The sequence below is a fragment of the Reinekea thalattae genome, assembly GCF_008041945.1.
In the GTDB taxonomy this organism is placed as follows: Bacteria; Pseudomonadota; Gammaproteobacteria; order Pseudomonadales; family Natronospirillaceae; genus Reinekea; species Reinekea thalattae.
In genome coordinates this window covers 237,885-252,098 of the sequence record NZ_VKAD01000002.1, presented here as the reverse complement: position 1 = coordinate 252,098, position 14,214 = coordinate 237,885, and the positions used below count along the sequence as shown (strand labels likewise).

Genomic DNA, 14,214 nt, shown 5'->3' with positions numbered 1-14,214 from the left:
AATCACCAAAACGCTTTGTAGACTGCATCACAACTGATCGTACAGTGATAGAAAGATCGTTGATTTTTTTGCGTTAAATTTTTCGGAAACTTTTTGTTATCGATAACATATTGATTTAAACTAACTTTCGATCATTTAACATAGAACACAAAGCCAACTAAAACGGAATGAATGCACTACAACAGAGTGCAATTCACAAAGATAATGGCCTGAATCAACATACGGCCATTTTAAATACCCACTTAATTATCGTTCAGGGTATAAAGGAATCAGCGCAATTTATTTGTCTGTTGTGTGCAACAACAAACTCAACACGGCAAAGCAATTTGGTCTTAAACAGACAATGTTCGCGAAACAAGAACAAGAGCAAAAACGACAATCGCACATTGGTAAACAGGATCCGTCATAGAGTCTGGCTTAGCTGCTTCATAAATTAGCAATTGAACAGACCAGTAACTTAACAACTCTGTAATCTGGCTAAACAACATAAAGAGCAACATTCAGGCATTGCCTTATTCGAAAGGAGTGGCTATAAATTAGCAATGTTATCGATAACAATAAAAATAAAGAGGCCATTATGGGTATCCAAGAAGCACTTAAAACCGCCGCAACAGAGCTGGCTCTAATCACCCCAATAAACGGTATTGTAGTGCCACTGGAACAGGTACCTGACCCCGTTTTTGCAAAAAAAATGCTCGGCGATGGCGTCGCGATTGAACCGGTTAATAATCGACTAATTGCCCCCTTTGATGCGACCGTTAGCCAAATCCAATCAACTGGTCACGCTATTTCGCTAAGTCACCAGAGCGGCTTAGAAGTATTAATCCATATCGGTATCGATACGGTGTTATTAAATGGCAAAGGTTTTACCGCCCGTGTTAAAAATGGCCAACAGGTAAAGCAAGGCCAAACCCTGATTGAGATAGATTTTGATCAAGTATCAAGAACCGCTAAAAGCTTAGTCACCGCCGTCGTCGTCACCAATGCCGATGCACTGAGCTGCCAACTGCATAAAGCAGAGCAACAACAATTTATTGAAAGCCCACAAACGCTGATGTCAGTATCGTTCAACGCTACGGCTCGCACTGTTGACTCACAGTCCGAAAAAACAGCCGACTCACAAGCCGAAACAACGGTTAACTTACAACCCGAAACCACCACTGACTGGCAAGAAAGTGAGCCGCTAACCTTGAGCCTGCAATCTGGCTTGCATGCTCGCCCAGCCGCAGCGTTAGTTAATATTGCCCGCGAATTTAATGCCGAGATTTATTTAAACTGCAAAGGTAATGAGGGCAACGCCAAAAGCGTTATTAATGTGTTGCAATTAGACGCTCAGCTAAACGATCAAATAAAAATTCTTGCGCGTGGCGAGGATGCCAAAAATGCCATTGAACAACTCAGTGCTGCTATTTTAAATGGCTTAGGTGATGCAACTGTCGCAAGCTTTGAATCAAACCCAGAAGACGACTCTCAAGTCGAAGAAAAAGTAACTGCTGAAGCCTCATTGTTATTTACCGAGCAGACTATTGAGAACCAATTTAAAGGCATTGAAGCTTCTGCCGGTATTGGCTTTGGTGTTATCCACCAACTGCCAACAGCGACGCTAGAAGTAAAGCAAACAGCTTCCTCGTTAAGCGAAGAATTACTAGCCTTGGATAGCGCCATTATTGAAGCGCGACAAGAAATCTGCCAACTGAAAACAGCGTTAACGCAACAGGGCAACAGCGACAAGGCGGCTATTTTTTCAGCACATCTGCAAATTTTATCTGACCCAGAAATGTACCAGCAGAGCGTTGCCAGCATTCGCGCCAACAACAGTGCTGCCTATGCATGGCAACAGAGCTATAGCCAGCAAGCCGAAAAAATACGAGCGCTTAATAATGCCATGTTGCAGGAGCGCGCCAGCGATATTCAGGACGTCGGCATTCGTGTGTTGCGCCACATTTTAGGTCTTGGCCAACCGCTAGAGGATATTCCTGAGCAGGCGATTTTAATTGCCGATGACTTAAGCCCTTCCGATACGGTTAATCTTGAACAAAAAAATATCGCCGCCTTCTGTACGGTACATGGCGGTACAACCTCTCACAGTGCGATCCTTGCTCGGTCGATGTCGATCCCTTTATTGGTCGGTATCGATGCCGCAGCACGCGATATTAAAAACGGTACCGCTGCGTTAGTGAACAGCTATCAAGGCACGCTCTATTTATCTCCCAGTGAAGAACAGCTGGCTGAACAACAAGCACAACGGCAGGCACAACAATTAGCTCTCGCAGAAAATAAAGCCCACGCGGCTAAGCCTGCCATAACCAAAGACGGCACTCTGATTGAAGTGGCAGCCAATATTGGTTCGGTCGCCGAAGCCAAAAACGCCATACAGGAGCAAGCAGACGGTGTAGGCCTGTTACGTTCCGAATTTATTTTTATGGATCGAAAACAAGCGCCAAGCGAAGAAGAGCAGTACCAAATTTATCGCGCCGCCGTTGAGCAACTAAAACCAGAGCAGGCATTAGTTGTGCGCACCTTAGATGTTGGTGGTGATAAACCGCTGGCCTATATCAATATCGATACAGAAGACAATCCGTTCCTCGGCGAACGCGGCATACGCATTGGATTAGACCAGCCTCACTTACTCCGAACGCAATTGCGGGCCCTATTACGAGCAGCACAGCATGGCAACATCCACATTATGTTCCCGATGATCAGCGACCTAAATGAGCTGATCCTCGCCAAACAGCTGCTAGAACAAGAGCGCCTTAAGTTAGCGGTCAAAGCCGTACCCGTCGGCATGATGATCGAAGTGCCATCGGCTGCAATTATGGCCGATATCTTTGCCGAAGAAGTGGACTTCTTTTCTATCGGCACCAACGATTTAACTCAATACACCCTAGCCATCGACCGAGGCCATTCAAAGCTCGGAGTGTTTGCCGATGCGTTACATCCATCGGTGCTGCGTATGATCCAACTAACCTGCGATGCGGCCGCAAAACAGGATAAATGGGTCGGCGTTTGTGGCGCACTGGCCAGCGACGCTCAAGCAGCGCCGATTCTAATCGGTCTAGGTGTTAGCGAATTATCCGTCAATATTCCAGCCATCGCCGAGGTGAAAGCCGCCGTACGGTCGTTGGATATCTCAAGCTGTAAAAGCCTTGCTAGCCGTGCAATCTGCATGCGTTCAGCCCGCGAAGTTCGCGCGCTATTGCAGTCGTCTTTAAACATGTGAATAACAACAAAAATAATAAAGTCATTCAGGAGTTTACACATTATGAGCATTGCAAAAAGCGCCTTCGGGCAACTACAAAAGATTGGCAAATCGTTAATGCTTCCGGTATCTGTGTTACCCATTGCCGGGATTTTATTGGGTGTTGGTGCCGCTAAATTCAGCTGGCTGCCCAGTGTGGTATCGAACATTATGGAAAGCGCCGGCGGCGCTGTTTTCAGCAACATGGGCTTACTGTTTGCCATTGGCGTTGCCTTAGGCTTTACCAAAAACGACGGCGTTTCTGCACTGGCAGCAGCGGTTGGTTATTTTATTATGATCAAAACCTTAGCGGTGGTAGCACCAGAAACCGACGTCGGCATTTTAGGTGGCATTCTCGCTGGCAGTATTGCCGCTTGGTCGTTTAACCGATTTTTTAAATTAGAACTGCCCGCCTACTTAGGTTTTTTTGCCGGTAAACGCTCGGTGCCTATTATTACCGGCTTTGGCTGCATTGCTTTGGGTGTTGTTCTTTCTTGGATATGGCCGCCGATTGGTCATGCTATTGAAACTTTTTCATTGTGGGCGGCGTACCAAAACCCAGAGTTAGCGTTCACTCTTTACGGTGTTGTTGAACGCCTACTTATTCCACTCGGCTTGCACCACATTTGGAACGCACCGTTCTTTTTTCAGGCTGGCTCCTGTGTCAATGCCGCCGGTGAAGCACTCAATGGCGTGTTAACCTGTTATTTATCCGCTGACTCAGCCACGCGCATTGCCGGTAATGGTTTTGGCCAGCTGGCTGGCGGCTACCTTGTTAAAATGTTTGGTTTACCTGCGGCTGCCTTAGCGATTTGGCACAGTGCCAAACCAGAAAATCGAGCCAAGGTTGGCGGCGTTATGATCTCTGCAGCCTTCACGTCGTTCTTAACGGGTATCACCGAACCCATTGAATTTGCCTTTCTATTTGTTGCGCCCATCCTTTACGTCATTCATGCGCTGCTCGCCGGTTCTGCCTTCTTTGTGATGAACCTATTTAACGTCGTACATGGCACCTCGTTCTCGCATGGCTTTATCGACTATGTTGTGCTGTTTTCTAAATCGCAAAACGCCTTGTTAATTCCAGTTTTTGGTGTGCTCTATGCTGTTATTTACTACAGTGTTTTCCGCACCGTGATTAGTCTATTCAACTTAAAAACGCCCGGTCGTGAAGATGATAACGAAAGCGTTATAACAACCGCACCTGTGGTCGGCGACAGCCGTATCGACGGCATTATCACCGCCTTTGGTGGCGCTGAAAACATTACCTCCTTGGATAACTGCATCACTCGCTTACGTATCGATGTTGCCGATATTGAGCGCGTACAGGCTGACACACTCAAAGCGTTAGGTGCCACCGATGTACTCACCATGGGCAACAGTGTGCAAGCCATCTTTGGCTTAGAAGCCGATACGCTACGAACAAAAATGGCAGAAGCCATGACACAAAAACCGACGCTTGCAACCAGCACTCACCAACCCAATGCAGACAAAACCAACAGGCACGAACAGCCAAACAATGCATTGCTGACACAAGAAGAAAAACAGACAGCGAGTAACCCACTGGTGCCTGCGGTAGAAAAATCAGTACTCGCAGATGCCGACAGCACGCTTTCGAGCGCTAAAGAATTAGTCAGTTTGCTCGGTGGCAAAGCCAACATTCAAGGCGTTTTGACCTGCTCCACCAACCGATTGCGTTTAGAATTAAAGCAACGTGTCGATTTAGACGTAAACCAAATGAAAGCACTCGGTGTGAAGCACATAATGCCGGTGAACGATAATGTTGTTCACCTGCTGATGTCTGGCGAGGCAAGCCGTACTGAACAAGCAATGAAAAAAGCTTTACTCTAGTTTTTAGAAGCGACAATTTTTGTAACGACTATCGCCACTATTTACGATCGTCACCCCTATTTACAAGCGTTGCCCTCTTTCTGCCGTTCTTATTCTCAGCCGTTATTATTTACAACCGTTCTGTTCACTGGGGCTTTATTAGCAGCGTCATTCAATCATCACGATTTCTGTTTAGCATTCAACGTCCTAATGCCGCATACTGCTGGCTATGATAAATTCGCGTACCTTCGACCAAAGAGGATAAATTTTGAAACCCGATATCAAGTTTATTGCAACCGATATGGACGGCTCGCTGTTAGACGACAACAAACAGCTGCCTGATGATTTTTTCGATGTTTTTGCTGCATTAAAACGCCAGAACATTTTATTTGCCGCAGCATCAGGTCGCCAATACGAAAGCTTGCTCGATACTTTTATCGACATTAAAGATGAAATGTTATTTATTGCCGATAACGGCACGTTGGTTATGCACCAAGGCAAAGAGCTGTACAGCTCGACGATTGAGCCAAGCGATGTTACTGCAATTATTCAAAGCTTAAAAAACATTCCGGACTGTCATGTTGTATTTTGTGGTAAAGGCATTGCCTATATCGAAACATGCGATGCTGCCACTCTTTCAGAAGTTAAAAAATATTACGCCGCGCTAAAACAGGTTGATAACCTATTACAAATAAAAGAAGACTGCATAAAAATTGCCGTACTCAATTTTAACGGTACCGAAGAGCATATCTACCCTTCAGTTGCACCACTGTTTTCAGAAAGTCATCAGGTAGTGGTGAGTTCTTTTATCTGGCTCGACTTTATGGCGAAAGACGCTTCCAAAGGCAGCGCCATAAAATACCTACAACAAAAATTTAATTTTACAGCAGAACAAAGCCTAAGTTTTGGTGACTACTTTAACGACGTTGAAATGCTGCAACAAACCTATTACAGCTACGCCATGGAAAACGCCCATCCAGACATAAAACAAACCGCTCGTTTTTCCGCACCCACAAATAATCAAGCCGGTGTGACTCAAGTGATTCGACAGCTACTATTAGATTGATATTAAACGCAAATAATCCAGCACGACAAAGGATGCATACTATGAACACCCTAATAAGCGCTTTTTTCGACGCCTGGTCGATTACCGATGCAGAAAGCCGTGCAGCAAAAATTACCAGCGCCGTCAGCGACAGCATTCAATACGATGACCCACGCACACCAGCCACGATTACCAGCATTAGCGAACTGGCCGATTACGTTGGCATGTTCAGCGCCAACGCACCGGGCTGGACAGCCAAACTGGTTAAAGCCGATAGCATTGCAGGAACTACAATTTCAGCAACCACGCGCGCCACCATCGCCTTTGGCGGCATGGGGCCAGACGGCAAAGAAATGGTACAGCTCGGACAATATTTTATTGAATACAAAGGCGAAAAAATTTCACGCATGGTCGGCTTTGCCGGAACTGGTGAAGCAGGTTGAGAAGGAGGCGGCGCTGGTATTTTTATCACTGCTATTCGTGCTGCTCATTCATCGGCTCCTAGCAACCCCTGCCAAGGATCGTCGGCAAGGGTTTTGGCTTCTAAATCTTTTTCAGTAGCGCCTTGAGGCTCAACCTCATCGGCAAGCACAGCCAAAACCTCTTTTAGCTTTTCTTCAGGAACGAGTACAAGCTCGCTGTTTAAGCCTTTAGCAATCAGCTCTAGCGTATCCAACCTAGGGTTACCTTTAGACTCTAAGCGCTGATACTGCTGGCGCGACATTCCTACCCGCAACATCATGTCATGCTGCTTCATCGCCAGCTGTAAACGCCTTTTTTTAATTTGCTCTAACAGTGTACTCATATAGAAACATATTGGTTGCTTTTTGAAATTAAGCAACATATCAGTTTCTTAAATGACCACAAGCAACAAATAAATTGCTTTTTTTGGTGGTTTTTCTAGGAGATTGAAGGGATCTATTGTCACAAAAAATAGCGCGTTAGGTTTTAGGCTGTTTGAACCGAGTTAGATCGGTTTGGGTTTGACGATCACAGGCGCTTATAAAACCAACAAATGGTGAATAATAACCATTTGTTGGTTTTATTTTTAATTAGTTAAGCCTCACTAACTTTGCCAATTTATGGTCATACCCAAAATTTGTAATCGAGCCATCTTTGATCTTCTCAACAACTTCATCAATCACAAATAGCGGCGCTAAAAACCACTCTTTTGGTTTGACCATGTTTCCGAAACGATCAGGAACTTCTATATTGAGTTGACTCCCCACAAAGAACTTATGCAGCAAATTCTCTAACTTGGTTCGATTAATGTTAGATAGCTTATAGGTAGCCACAACTTCTACCTCTGCCATCAGGAAAGTCGGATCAATCTTGGCATTAGCAATTCTCTTTTCAACTTTGCCACCTGTAACACCAATCTTATGAATAACATCTCGGTTTTGGCTGACCACTTGATGCTCGGACTTACTGCGCAAGACATAAATAGTTCCGCTAGCCAAATCATCTTCTTCGATTGTGTCATCAAATAGTGGGCCTGCCGAAAGAGAAACAATTCTTCGGCCAGCCTCATCCTCATAAAGGGCTTTTTGAAGTGAGCGCAATAGCAAATCACTTTCCGTGCGATTGTCGTAAATCACTCGAAGTCTATAGTCATTCTTATCAAAGCCGTGATTGCGTTCTTTACTAAACTCGGCAACATAGGCCTTTTGCCCATTTACAATAAACCAATCGCCTTGTTCGATTTTGGCCATGTAATCGCGGTCTTTTTGATCTTTGAGCAATTTAGCTTCTACAAGTCCATGCTTTAAATCGCTTTGAACCTTATCGAATAACGATTTAAATTTATCGAAGTCTTCACACGGCGCTCGGTTAGCTATCTCTTCTGCCGCTTTTTTATCTGCTTGTTTTTGGTCATGGGACTTAACATGTTTTAGGTAAGTGATATCACCTTCTTTAGGCGTTTCAATACCCAACTCTGCTAATAACTCTTCATCTGTATTGTATTCAGCGGGAGGTTCAGTCACTTGTAAGCCACCAGCCAAAAGGCCTTGATGATCTATATCTTCAACAAGAGCTCGACACTCCTCTTGGTTCCGAATCTGGTCCAGTCTTGTGGCATACAAGCGCTCGAATATATCTTTATTTTCACCATGCTGAGGTATACGGCCATGCTCTTCTACAAATCGCTGAATTTCCTCAAAGCCTGCAATGATGCGCTCTTCTTTTGGTGTTCTGGCAGCTTTCTTTTCTTGCTTAACTTCTACGCCAAGTTCCGCCAACAACTCTTCATTTGTTTTTGTTTGCTTACCATCAGCCATTATTTTGCTCCATGACTTTACGTTGAAGGAAGGCTATGCCTTCAGCCAACCGACGTTCCCAAGGGTCTGCTGCTGTGATATCCGGTAAGCGCCCTCGCTCCCGTTTAAACTGAATAGCGCGCCCCGCAAGATCACGTGCTTCTTCTTCAGTAAGCTTAATTTTTTTAGAACTAATAATTGCCTTTATCTGTTTTAGGCTTGCTTCATTCATCGTTTTAGCCAAAATCGAATAGGCTTCACTAAATGGGTTAATTCGGTCGATCAAATCAATATCCAGTTCTCGCACATCCATAGCGAACTTTCGAACACCATCAACAAATGCCGTACTTGAAGAACTCTCTAAGCTAGAACTATCGTTTGCGATGTCTTTTGCTTGTTGCGTAATATTTAAAGCCGCTATTGCATGCTGGCGTACCGCTTCTTGGTCTTCATTATCTAGCTCTGGGTATTTATCTTTAACTATTTTCCCCATCTTAAGTTGAGTGAGTTCCTCTGGCACAACTTCTTCATCGAACAGGCCTCGCTCCAGTGCGGCTTTATCTTGAACAAATGCAGTAATCACCTCATTCAAATCTTCCTGACAAATACGTTTTGCACTATCGCTTTTCGGCTCTACCAAGCCATTAATCTCAATTTGGAATTGGCCTGTTGCTTCATTGAAACCAACATTGTTCCCATTAGGGTTATAACCTTCTTCACCATAATCAAAGCCTTCTTGTGGACCGCTGGTTGGTGTTTTTGGTTTGAAATCAAATTTAGGCGTAAGCACCTGTTCCATAAGAAGACTGGCGGCAATTGCCTTAAGGGTATCGTTTACTGCATCCACAACCGCATCTTCTGATGCGTCAGGCTCGGCGATCAGGTTAGTGAAGCGAGCACGCGTTTTTCCCTCTGCATCACGGGTTGCACGACCAACAATTTGGATTATTTCAGTCAGGCTAGAGCGATAACCAACCGTCAATGCATGTTCACACCACACCCAGTCGAAGCCTTCTTTCGCCATACCGAGAGCGATAATTACATCGACAAAATCTCGGTCTGCTTTTGCCTCTGGTCGCCTAAGCGCTGCTGAGACCTTGTCGCGCTTTTGGTCGTCATCAACCAAGTCAGCAACTTTAATCAGCTTACCTTCGCTCGTTCTAATTAGTTGAAAGCCGGTATCTTCATCTGAGCCTTCCCAAGTGCCTAGTACAGAAAATATTTTTTCTACTTCTGCATATTTGTCTTTTTGGCTTTCACGAGAGTTCACATTCGGAATATGGATAATTGTTTTTTCTGAAGAATTGAGTACTTTTTTTATTTCTGAGGTGTAATCGCCGCTTGAATAAAAGTAATAGCCAATATCCAATGCTTTTAGATATTCGTAGCCGTTGAGTTGCTCGTAATAGGTGTAAGTTACTGTCTTAAAATTAGCTTCATCTTCAGGTGAAAGAACCGCTTCAGAGTCACCACGAAAGTACGAACCTGTCATGGCTATAATATGAACTTTATCTCGCGTAATAAACTCACCAAGATGCGCACCCAGCTTATTATCTGGGTTAGCACTCACATGGTGAAATTCATCAACCGCTATTAAACAGTTATCAAAGGCTGCAACACCAAAGCGGTCTACGGCAAAACGGAAGGTGGCATGCGTGCAAACAAGCACCTGATCATCACTATCGAGAAATGCCTTTACTGAGTTTACCTTGCCGCCATCTTCGCCGGGCGCATTACAGAGGTTCCATTTAGGTGCAACTTCCCAATCCCAGTAAAAACCATATTTTGAAAGTGCTTCATTGTTAAAGCTTGAGCCAATGGATTTTTCAGGTACAACCACGATGGCTTTTTTAACGCCTTGATTATTCAGTTTATCCAAAGCAATAAACATCAACGCACGACTCTTACCGGAAGCGGGTGGCGATTTAATTAGCAGATATTGCTCACCGCGCATTTCGTAAGCGCGTTCTTGCATAACACGCATACCCAGCTCATTCGCTTTTTTAGAGCTGCCATTACTGGCGTAGTTGACTGATACAGAAGGTACTGCAACGGATGGGATTGGCTTATTTGTCATCTACTTTTCCTGTTAGTTGTTTCTCCAGTGCTTCTAGCGCTTGCATCTCTTCAGCGTCAGCTTGCAGCGCTTCTTCTTGCTTCCGCTTTTGATCAAAGCTGTCATACCGATCGTGTACTATCTCTTTCATTGCATCGGTACTGAGGTTTCCCGCCCCCTGCAAAATGGGTTGGTCGCTAAATGCCAACATGCTGTCAAGGTTGTCTTGCCAAAAAGAAAGCGTTAGATCTTGGCGATTTTTAACTCGCAACTCTGCTTGTTCCAAGAAAATAACTACAAGGCGATTAAGGGTATCGATCTCGTCGCGGCTTAAATAATTTTTGGCAATGGTGACATCATGCTTACGAACACGTGAGCCTTTCCAAGCGGTTAGCGCCATATTGGGTTCGTTAGCATCGGCACGCGCCACCACCAATTCCGCAGCGGTATGCTCTGTTACCGCAAAAAGTAATTTGTTTTGCGCTTGAGCAAAGAACAGTTGAGTATCTTGTTCGCGTTGCTGATAGTCCGAACTTAAAGCAAACAAGTCTCGTACTTTTTGATAAAAACGTTTTTCTGAGGCACGTATATCACGTATACGCGCTAGCAGCTCATCAAAGTAATCCCAGCCACTGGGTTCTTTTAGGCGTTCGTCATCCATAACAAAGCCTTTTAGCAAATACTCTTTTAAATGTGTTGTGGCCCATTGGCGAAACTGGGTGCCCCTTGGCGAGCGAATGCGATAGCCAATGGCCAAAATAAGGTCGAGATTGTACAGCTTAGTACGGTAATTCTTGCCATCACTGGCAGTTGTCAAGGAATCCTTGACAACTGAATCGACAAGCAGCTCACCTTCATCCAAAATATTCTTAGCATGAAGGGAGACATTCTGCTTGGTAGTTTGAAACAGTTCGGCAATTTCTAACTGAGTGAGCCAAATCGTTTCGCCTTCTATTCGTAAATCTAATCGGGTTTTACCATCCTCGCTGGTGTATAAAATAATATCATTCATGCATCGCTTCCTTGCTTGCTTGTGGTCATTTTTATATTCGGCCTTGAACCTGTCATCTTGGTGTAGAGGTCAAACAGCTTTTCAAGGCGTTCCGTGTCATTTTTAAACTTGCGCCCAATGTATATGCGTTCTAATACTTCGTCATTACGCTCGTGTGCTCTACGCAAATTTTCTGGCATTTTTTCAGGGTCGTAGAGGTCGGCAATGGTGGCAGGGAAATGCGCTTCGCGAGCAAGAAGAATGTCTTCTGCGCATTTGGTCAAATCTACTTTATTCTTTTCGGTAAGTTTAGGTATAGGAAAATTGTTATATACCAAGGTGTTTGAGTAGCGAGGGTCGGCCTTCAAACGCCCAGCAACCGCTTTGATCCATGCCATATGTAACCTTGAAGAAAGTATTGAGACAATAAACCAGTCCGCATCATATAAAACCTGAATAGCATCAGTAACAATAGCTGGCGTTAATATGATTCCTATAGGAAGGTATTCTCGACGCTCTGTAGTTGTTCTAGGAACAACCACCATCTTTTCTTTAGCCTCGTGAACATATCTGAATCTATATGGTATATCTACAAGACTCCTTGCGACTTCACCACCACCTATACGGTATTCCCTTACTTTTTCAATCATGTCGTTAATTTCAGGGATTTGTCTAGCTGAATCTACTTGATTGTCTTTAAGCCAAACGCAATAACGAGGTGAACTTTTTACAAAATCATCAGCTCCATATAGTGGCCGTAAATACTTTTCTGCATCAGGGCTAGTTCGTACAAGCTGTTGTGCCGCTTCCTTCTTTAAAATTAGGTGTCCACCGTCGATTGCCTGATTTCCTGAAACCAATTCTGGCCTCTTATCTAACGGCTTGTTTAGCTTATGTACAAAAACGTCTTCATTGTTTGTCAAGTAAGGAGATATATTGTGGACTTTGCTCACAACCTCGCCATCAAAGATGAATTTGCTACCTGAGTGAGAATCTGAAATCCCCACAATCACACAAAAAACAGCGGCATTATTCTGAGCATTGTTTTGCCACTTAAAAGGCCTATGGGCAAAAAAAATCTCACCTCTCTCTAAGGCTGTTTCCCAGAAAAGTGATATTGACTGCCCCTGACATAGAGAGCTTGTTGATACGAACGCCGATGATGAAGATACTATTTCACCGTACTGAACAGCCTTCCATATCCAAGCGCACACATAGTCCAGACTATTAACGCCAGAGAATTTTTTCATTGCATGACGAATATCAGATTTTTGATCTTTGGATTGTTCCCTTGCCCCTGTAAAAGGGGGGTTTCCACATATGTATGTTTCACCACCTTCGTTTACAAAATCGATTTCAGCCTGATCCGTGGCTGGCGTTAACAAGTCATCAGATCTTAACTTTACGTCTACACCTGTAGGCGGGCAGACACTCAACCAATCCAATCGAAGCGCATTCCCACAAATAATCCAATTCATTGCGTCAAGCGGTAAAAATTCGGCCAATGCTTCTTTCTGGCCGCGATAAATTACATCGCATTGATATTCAGCAATAATCAGTGCGAGACGAGCTATTTCTGCTGGGAAGTCTCTTAACTCAATGCCTCTAAAATTGGTCAAAGGGATATCGGATTTTCGGCCGATTTCACCTCTGCGTTGGTTAATCTCAGCTTCAATTGCGCGCATTTCTTTGTAGGAAATAACAAGGAAGTTGCCTGAACCACAGGCAGGGTCGAACACTCGGATTTTTGCCATGCGCTTGCGCAGGTTGAGCAGTTTTTGAGGGCTGTCTCCGGCTTCTTTAAGTTTGACTCGAAGGTCATCTAAAAATAGCGGGTTTAATACTTTCAGGATATTGGGCACAGAGGTGTAATGCAGGCCTAACGCGCCACGCTCTTCTTCATCGGTTACCGCTTGGATCATGGAGCCAAAAATATCGGGGTTAATTTTAGTCCAATCCAAATGCCCAATATTCAGTAAATAAGAACGTGCAATTTTACTGAAACGCGGCACTTCAGTATTGCCAGAAAACAGGCCTCCATTTACATAAGGGAAGGTATCTGCCCAACGTGGTAAGTTTGCTGCCGCTCTGTTTTTTATAGCAGTATCCATTGCACGAAAGGCTTCGCTCATGATTTTGTGCGTATTGGAAGAGTCCCGATCACTCATCTGTTCTATGGTTTGGGTAAACAAGCCTTCGCCCTTGAAAATGTCGGTATCTTCAGCAAAGAAACAGAAGATCAAACGTGCCATAAAGTGGTTCATATCATGGCGGCGTTCTTCTGTGCCCCATTCGGGGTTATCTTTAAGCAGCTCGATATAAAGCCTGTTAAGACGGCCCGTCGCTTTAATATCGAATGAACTTTCACGGATTTGCTTAACAGTAGAAATACCCGCCAAAGGCAAAAAGAAACCAAAGTGATTGGGGAACTCCTTGAAGCGACAAATCACTGGAGGATCGTCAGAGGTTAAGTCTTCAGCCTCAAAGTCTATGCCATCTGTAGCGACAACAAATTTCGCTTTGCCCTTGGCTGTTGCAGGGCTTTCTTTCAAGCGAGTTAGCGTTTCAGATACGGCGCCTTCGTTACACACCGCAATGTGAATATTGTTACGCTGTAAGACACCGCCTTCGATATCTGAAGAATTGGTATTACCGCTTTTTAGACGCTTAATGGTAGTGGGCTTATTACCGAATGCCTCTAAAAAGGCATAAGGAAAATTCTGCGAGTCAAAGTCTTGCTCAGCGAGTAACGAGATGGCTTCTTCTATTTCTACGGCGTTCACTTATATATGCCTGCTT

Annotated in this window: 9 protein-coding genes; 4 read left to right on the top strand and 5 right to left on the bottom strand. The window is 44.4% G+C overall.

The window, feature by feature from the left end:
* Positions 1–577 precede the first annotated feature (577 nt).
* From ptsP to FME95_RS11440, 4 genes are all read left to right on the top strand, one after another.
* Entirely contained in the window at positions 578–3,220 is a 2,643-nt protein-coding gene (ptsP, locus tag FME95_RS11455; protein ID WP_147714620.1) for a phosphoenolpyruvate--protein phosphotransferase, read from the top strand.
* A 42-nt stretch (positions 3,221–3,262) separates the two neighbouring features.
* The gene (gene ptsG / locus FME95_RS11450) at positions 3,263–5,086 is read left to right on the top strand and encodes a PTS glucose transporter subunit IIBC (RefSeq protein ID WP_147714619.1); all 1,824 of its coding nucleotides are present in this window, start codon (positions 3,263–3,265) and stop codon (positions 5,084–5,086) included.
* Positions 5,087–5,333: 247 nt separating this feature from the next.
* Positions 5,334–6,131, top strand: coding sequence for a Cof-type HAD-IIB family hydrolase (locus tag FME95_RS11445; protein ID WP_147714618.1), 798 nt, complete (start codon positions 5,334–5,336; stop codon positions 6,129–6,131).
* Positions 6,132–6,172: 41 nt separating this feature from the next.
* On the top strand, positions 6,173–6,553 hold the full coding sequence (locus tag FME95_RS11440) for a hypothetical protein (RefSeq protein WP_147714617.1): 381 nt from the start codon (positions 6,173–6,175) through the stop codon (positions 6,551–6,553).
* Positions 6,554–6,597: 44 nt separating this feature from the next.
* On the opposite strand, the gene FME95_RS11435 is transcribed toward FME95_RS11440, so the two are convergent.
* From FME95_RS11435 to FME95_RS11415, 5 genes are all read right to left on the bottom strand, one after another.
* A complete protein-coding gene (locus FME95_RS11435) occupies positions 6,598–6,915 on the bottom strand; it encodes a helix-turn-helix transcriptional regulator (RefSeq protein WP_147714616.1) in 318 nt (105 codons plus the stop codon).
* A gap of 247 nt (positions 6,916–7,162) precedes the next feature.
* Entirely contained in the window at positions 7,163–8,389 is a 1,227-nt protein-coding gene (locus tag FME95_RS11430; protein WP_147714615.1) for a GIY-YIG nuclease family protein, read from the bottom strand.
* Positions 8,382–10,445, bottom strand: coding sequence for a DEAD/DEAH box helicase (locus FME95_RS11425; RefSeq protein WP_147714614.1), 2,064 nt, complete (start codon positions 10,443–10,445; stop codon positions 8,382–8,384). Before FME95_RS11425 ends, FME95_RS11430 begins: the two co-directional genes overlap by 8 nt.
* The gene (locus FME95_RS11420; RefSeq protein WP_147714613.1) at positions 10,435–11,436 is read right to left on the bottom strand and encodes a virulence RhuM family protein; all 1,002 of its coding nucleotides are present in this window, start codon (positions 11,434–11,436) and stop codon (positions 10,435–10,437) included. Before FME95_RS11420 ends, FME95_RS11425 begins: the two co-directional genes overlap by 11 nt.
* Complete coding sequence (locus FME95_RS11415; protein ID WP_147714612.1) at positions 11,433–14,198, bottom strand: class I SAM-dependent DNA methyltransferase; 2,766 nt, start codon at positions 14,196–14,198, stop codon at positions 11,433–11,435. The genes FME95_RS11420 and FME95_RS11415 overlap by 4 nt, the downstream gene beginning before the upstream one ends.
* Positions 14,199–14,214: the final 16 nt, after the last annotated feature.

Coding starts and splice junctions, on each gene's coding strand:
- ptsP (WP_147714620.1), top strand. CDS start 578: ATGGGTATCCAAGAAGCACTTAAAACCGCCGCAACAGAGCTGGCTCTA.
- ptsG (WP_147714619.1), top strand. CDS start 3,263: ATGAGCATTGCAAAAAGCGCCTTCGGGCAACTACAAAAGATTGGCAAA.
- FME95_RS11440 (WP_147714617.1), top strand. CDS start 6,173: ATGAACACCCTAATAAGCGCTTTTTTCGACGCCTGGTCGATTACCGAT.
- FME95_RS11435 (WP_147714616.1), bottom strand. CDS start 6,915: ATGAGTACACTGTTAGAGCAAATTAAAAAAAGGCGTTTACAGCTGGCG.
- FME95_RS11430 (WP_147714615.1), bottom strand. CDS start 8,389: ATGGCTGATGGTAAGCAAACAAAAACAAATGAAGAGTTGTTGGCGGAA.
- FME95_RS11425 (WP_147714614.1), bottom strand. CDS start 10,445: ATGACAAATAAGCCAATCCCATCCGTTGCAGTACCTTCTGTATCAGTC.
- FME95_RS11420 (WP_147714613.1), bottom strand. CDS start 11,436: ATGAATGATATTATTTTATACACCAGCGAGGATGGTAAAACCCGATTA.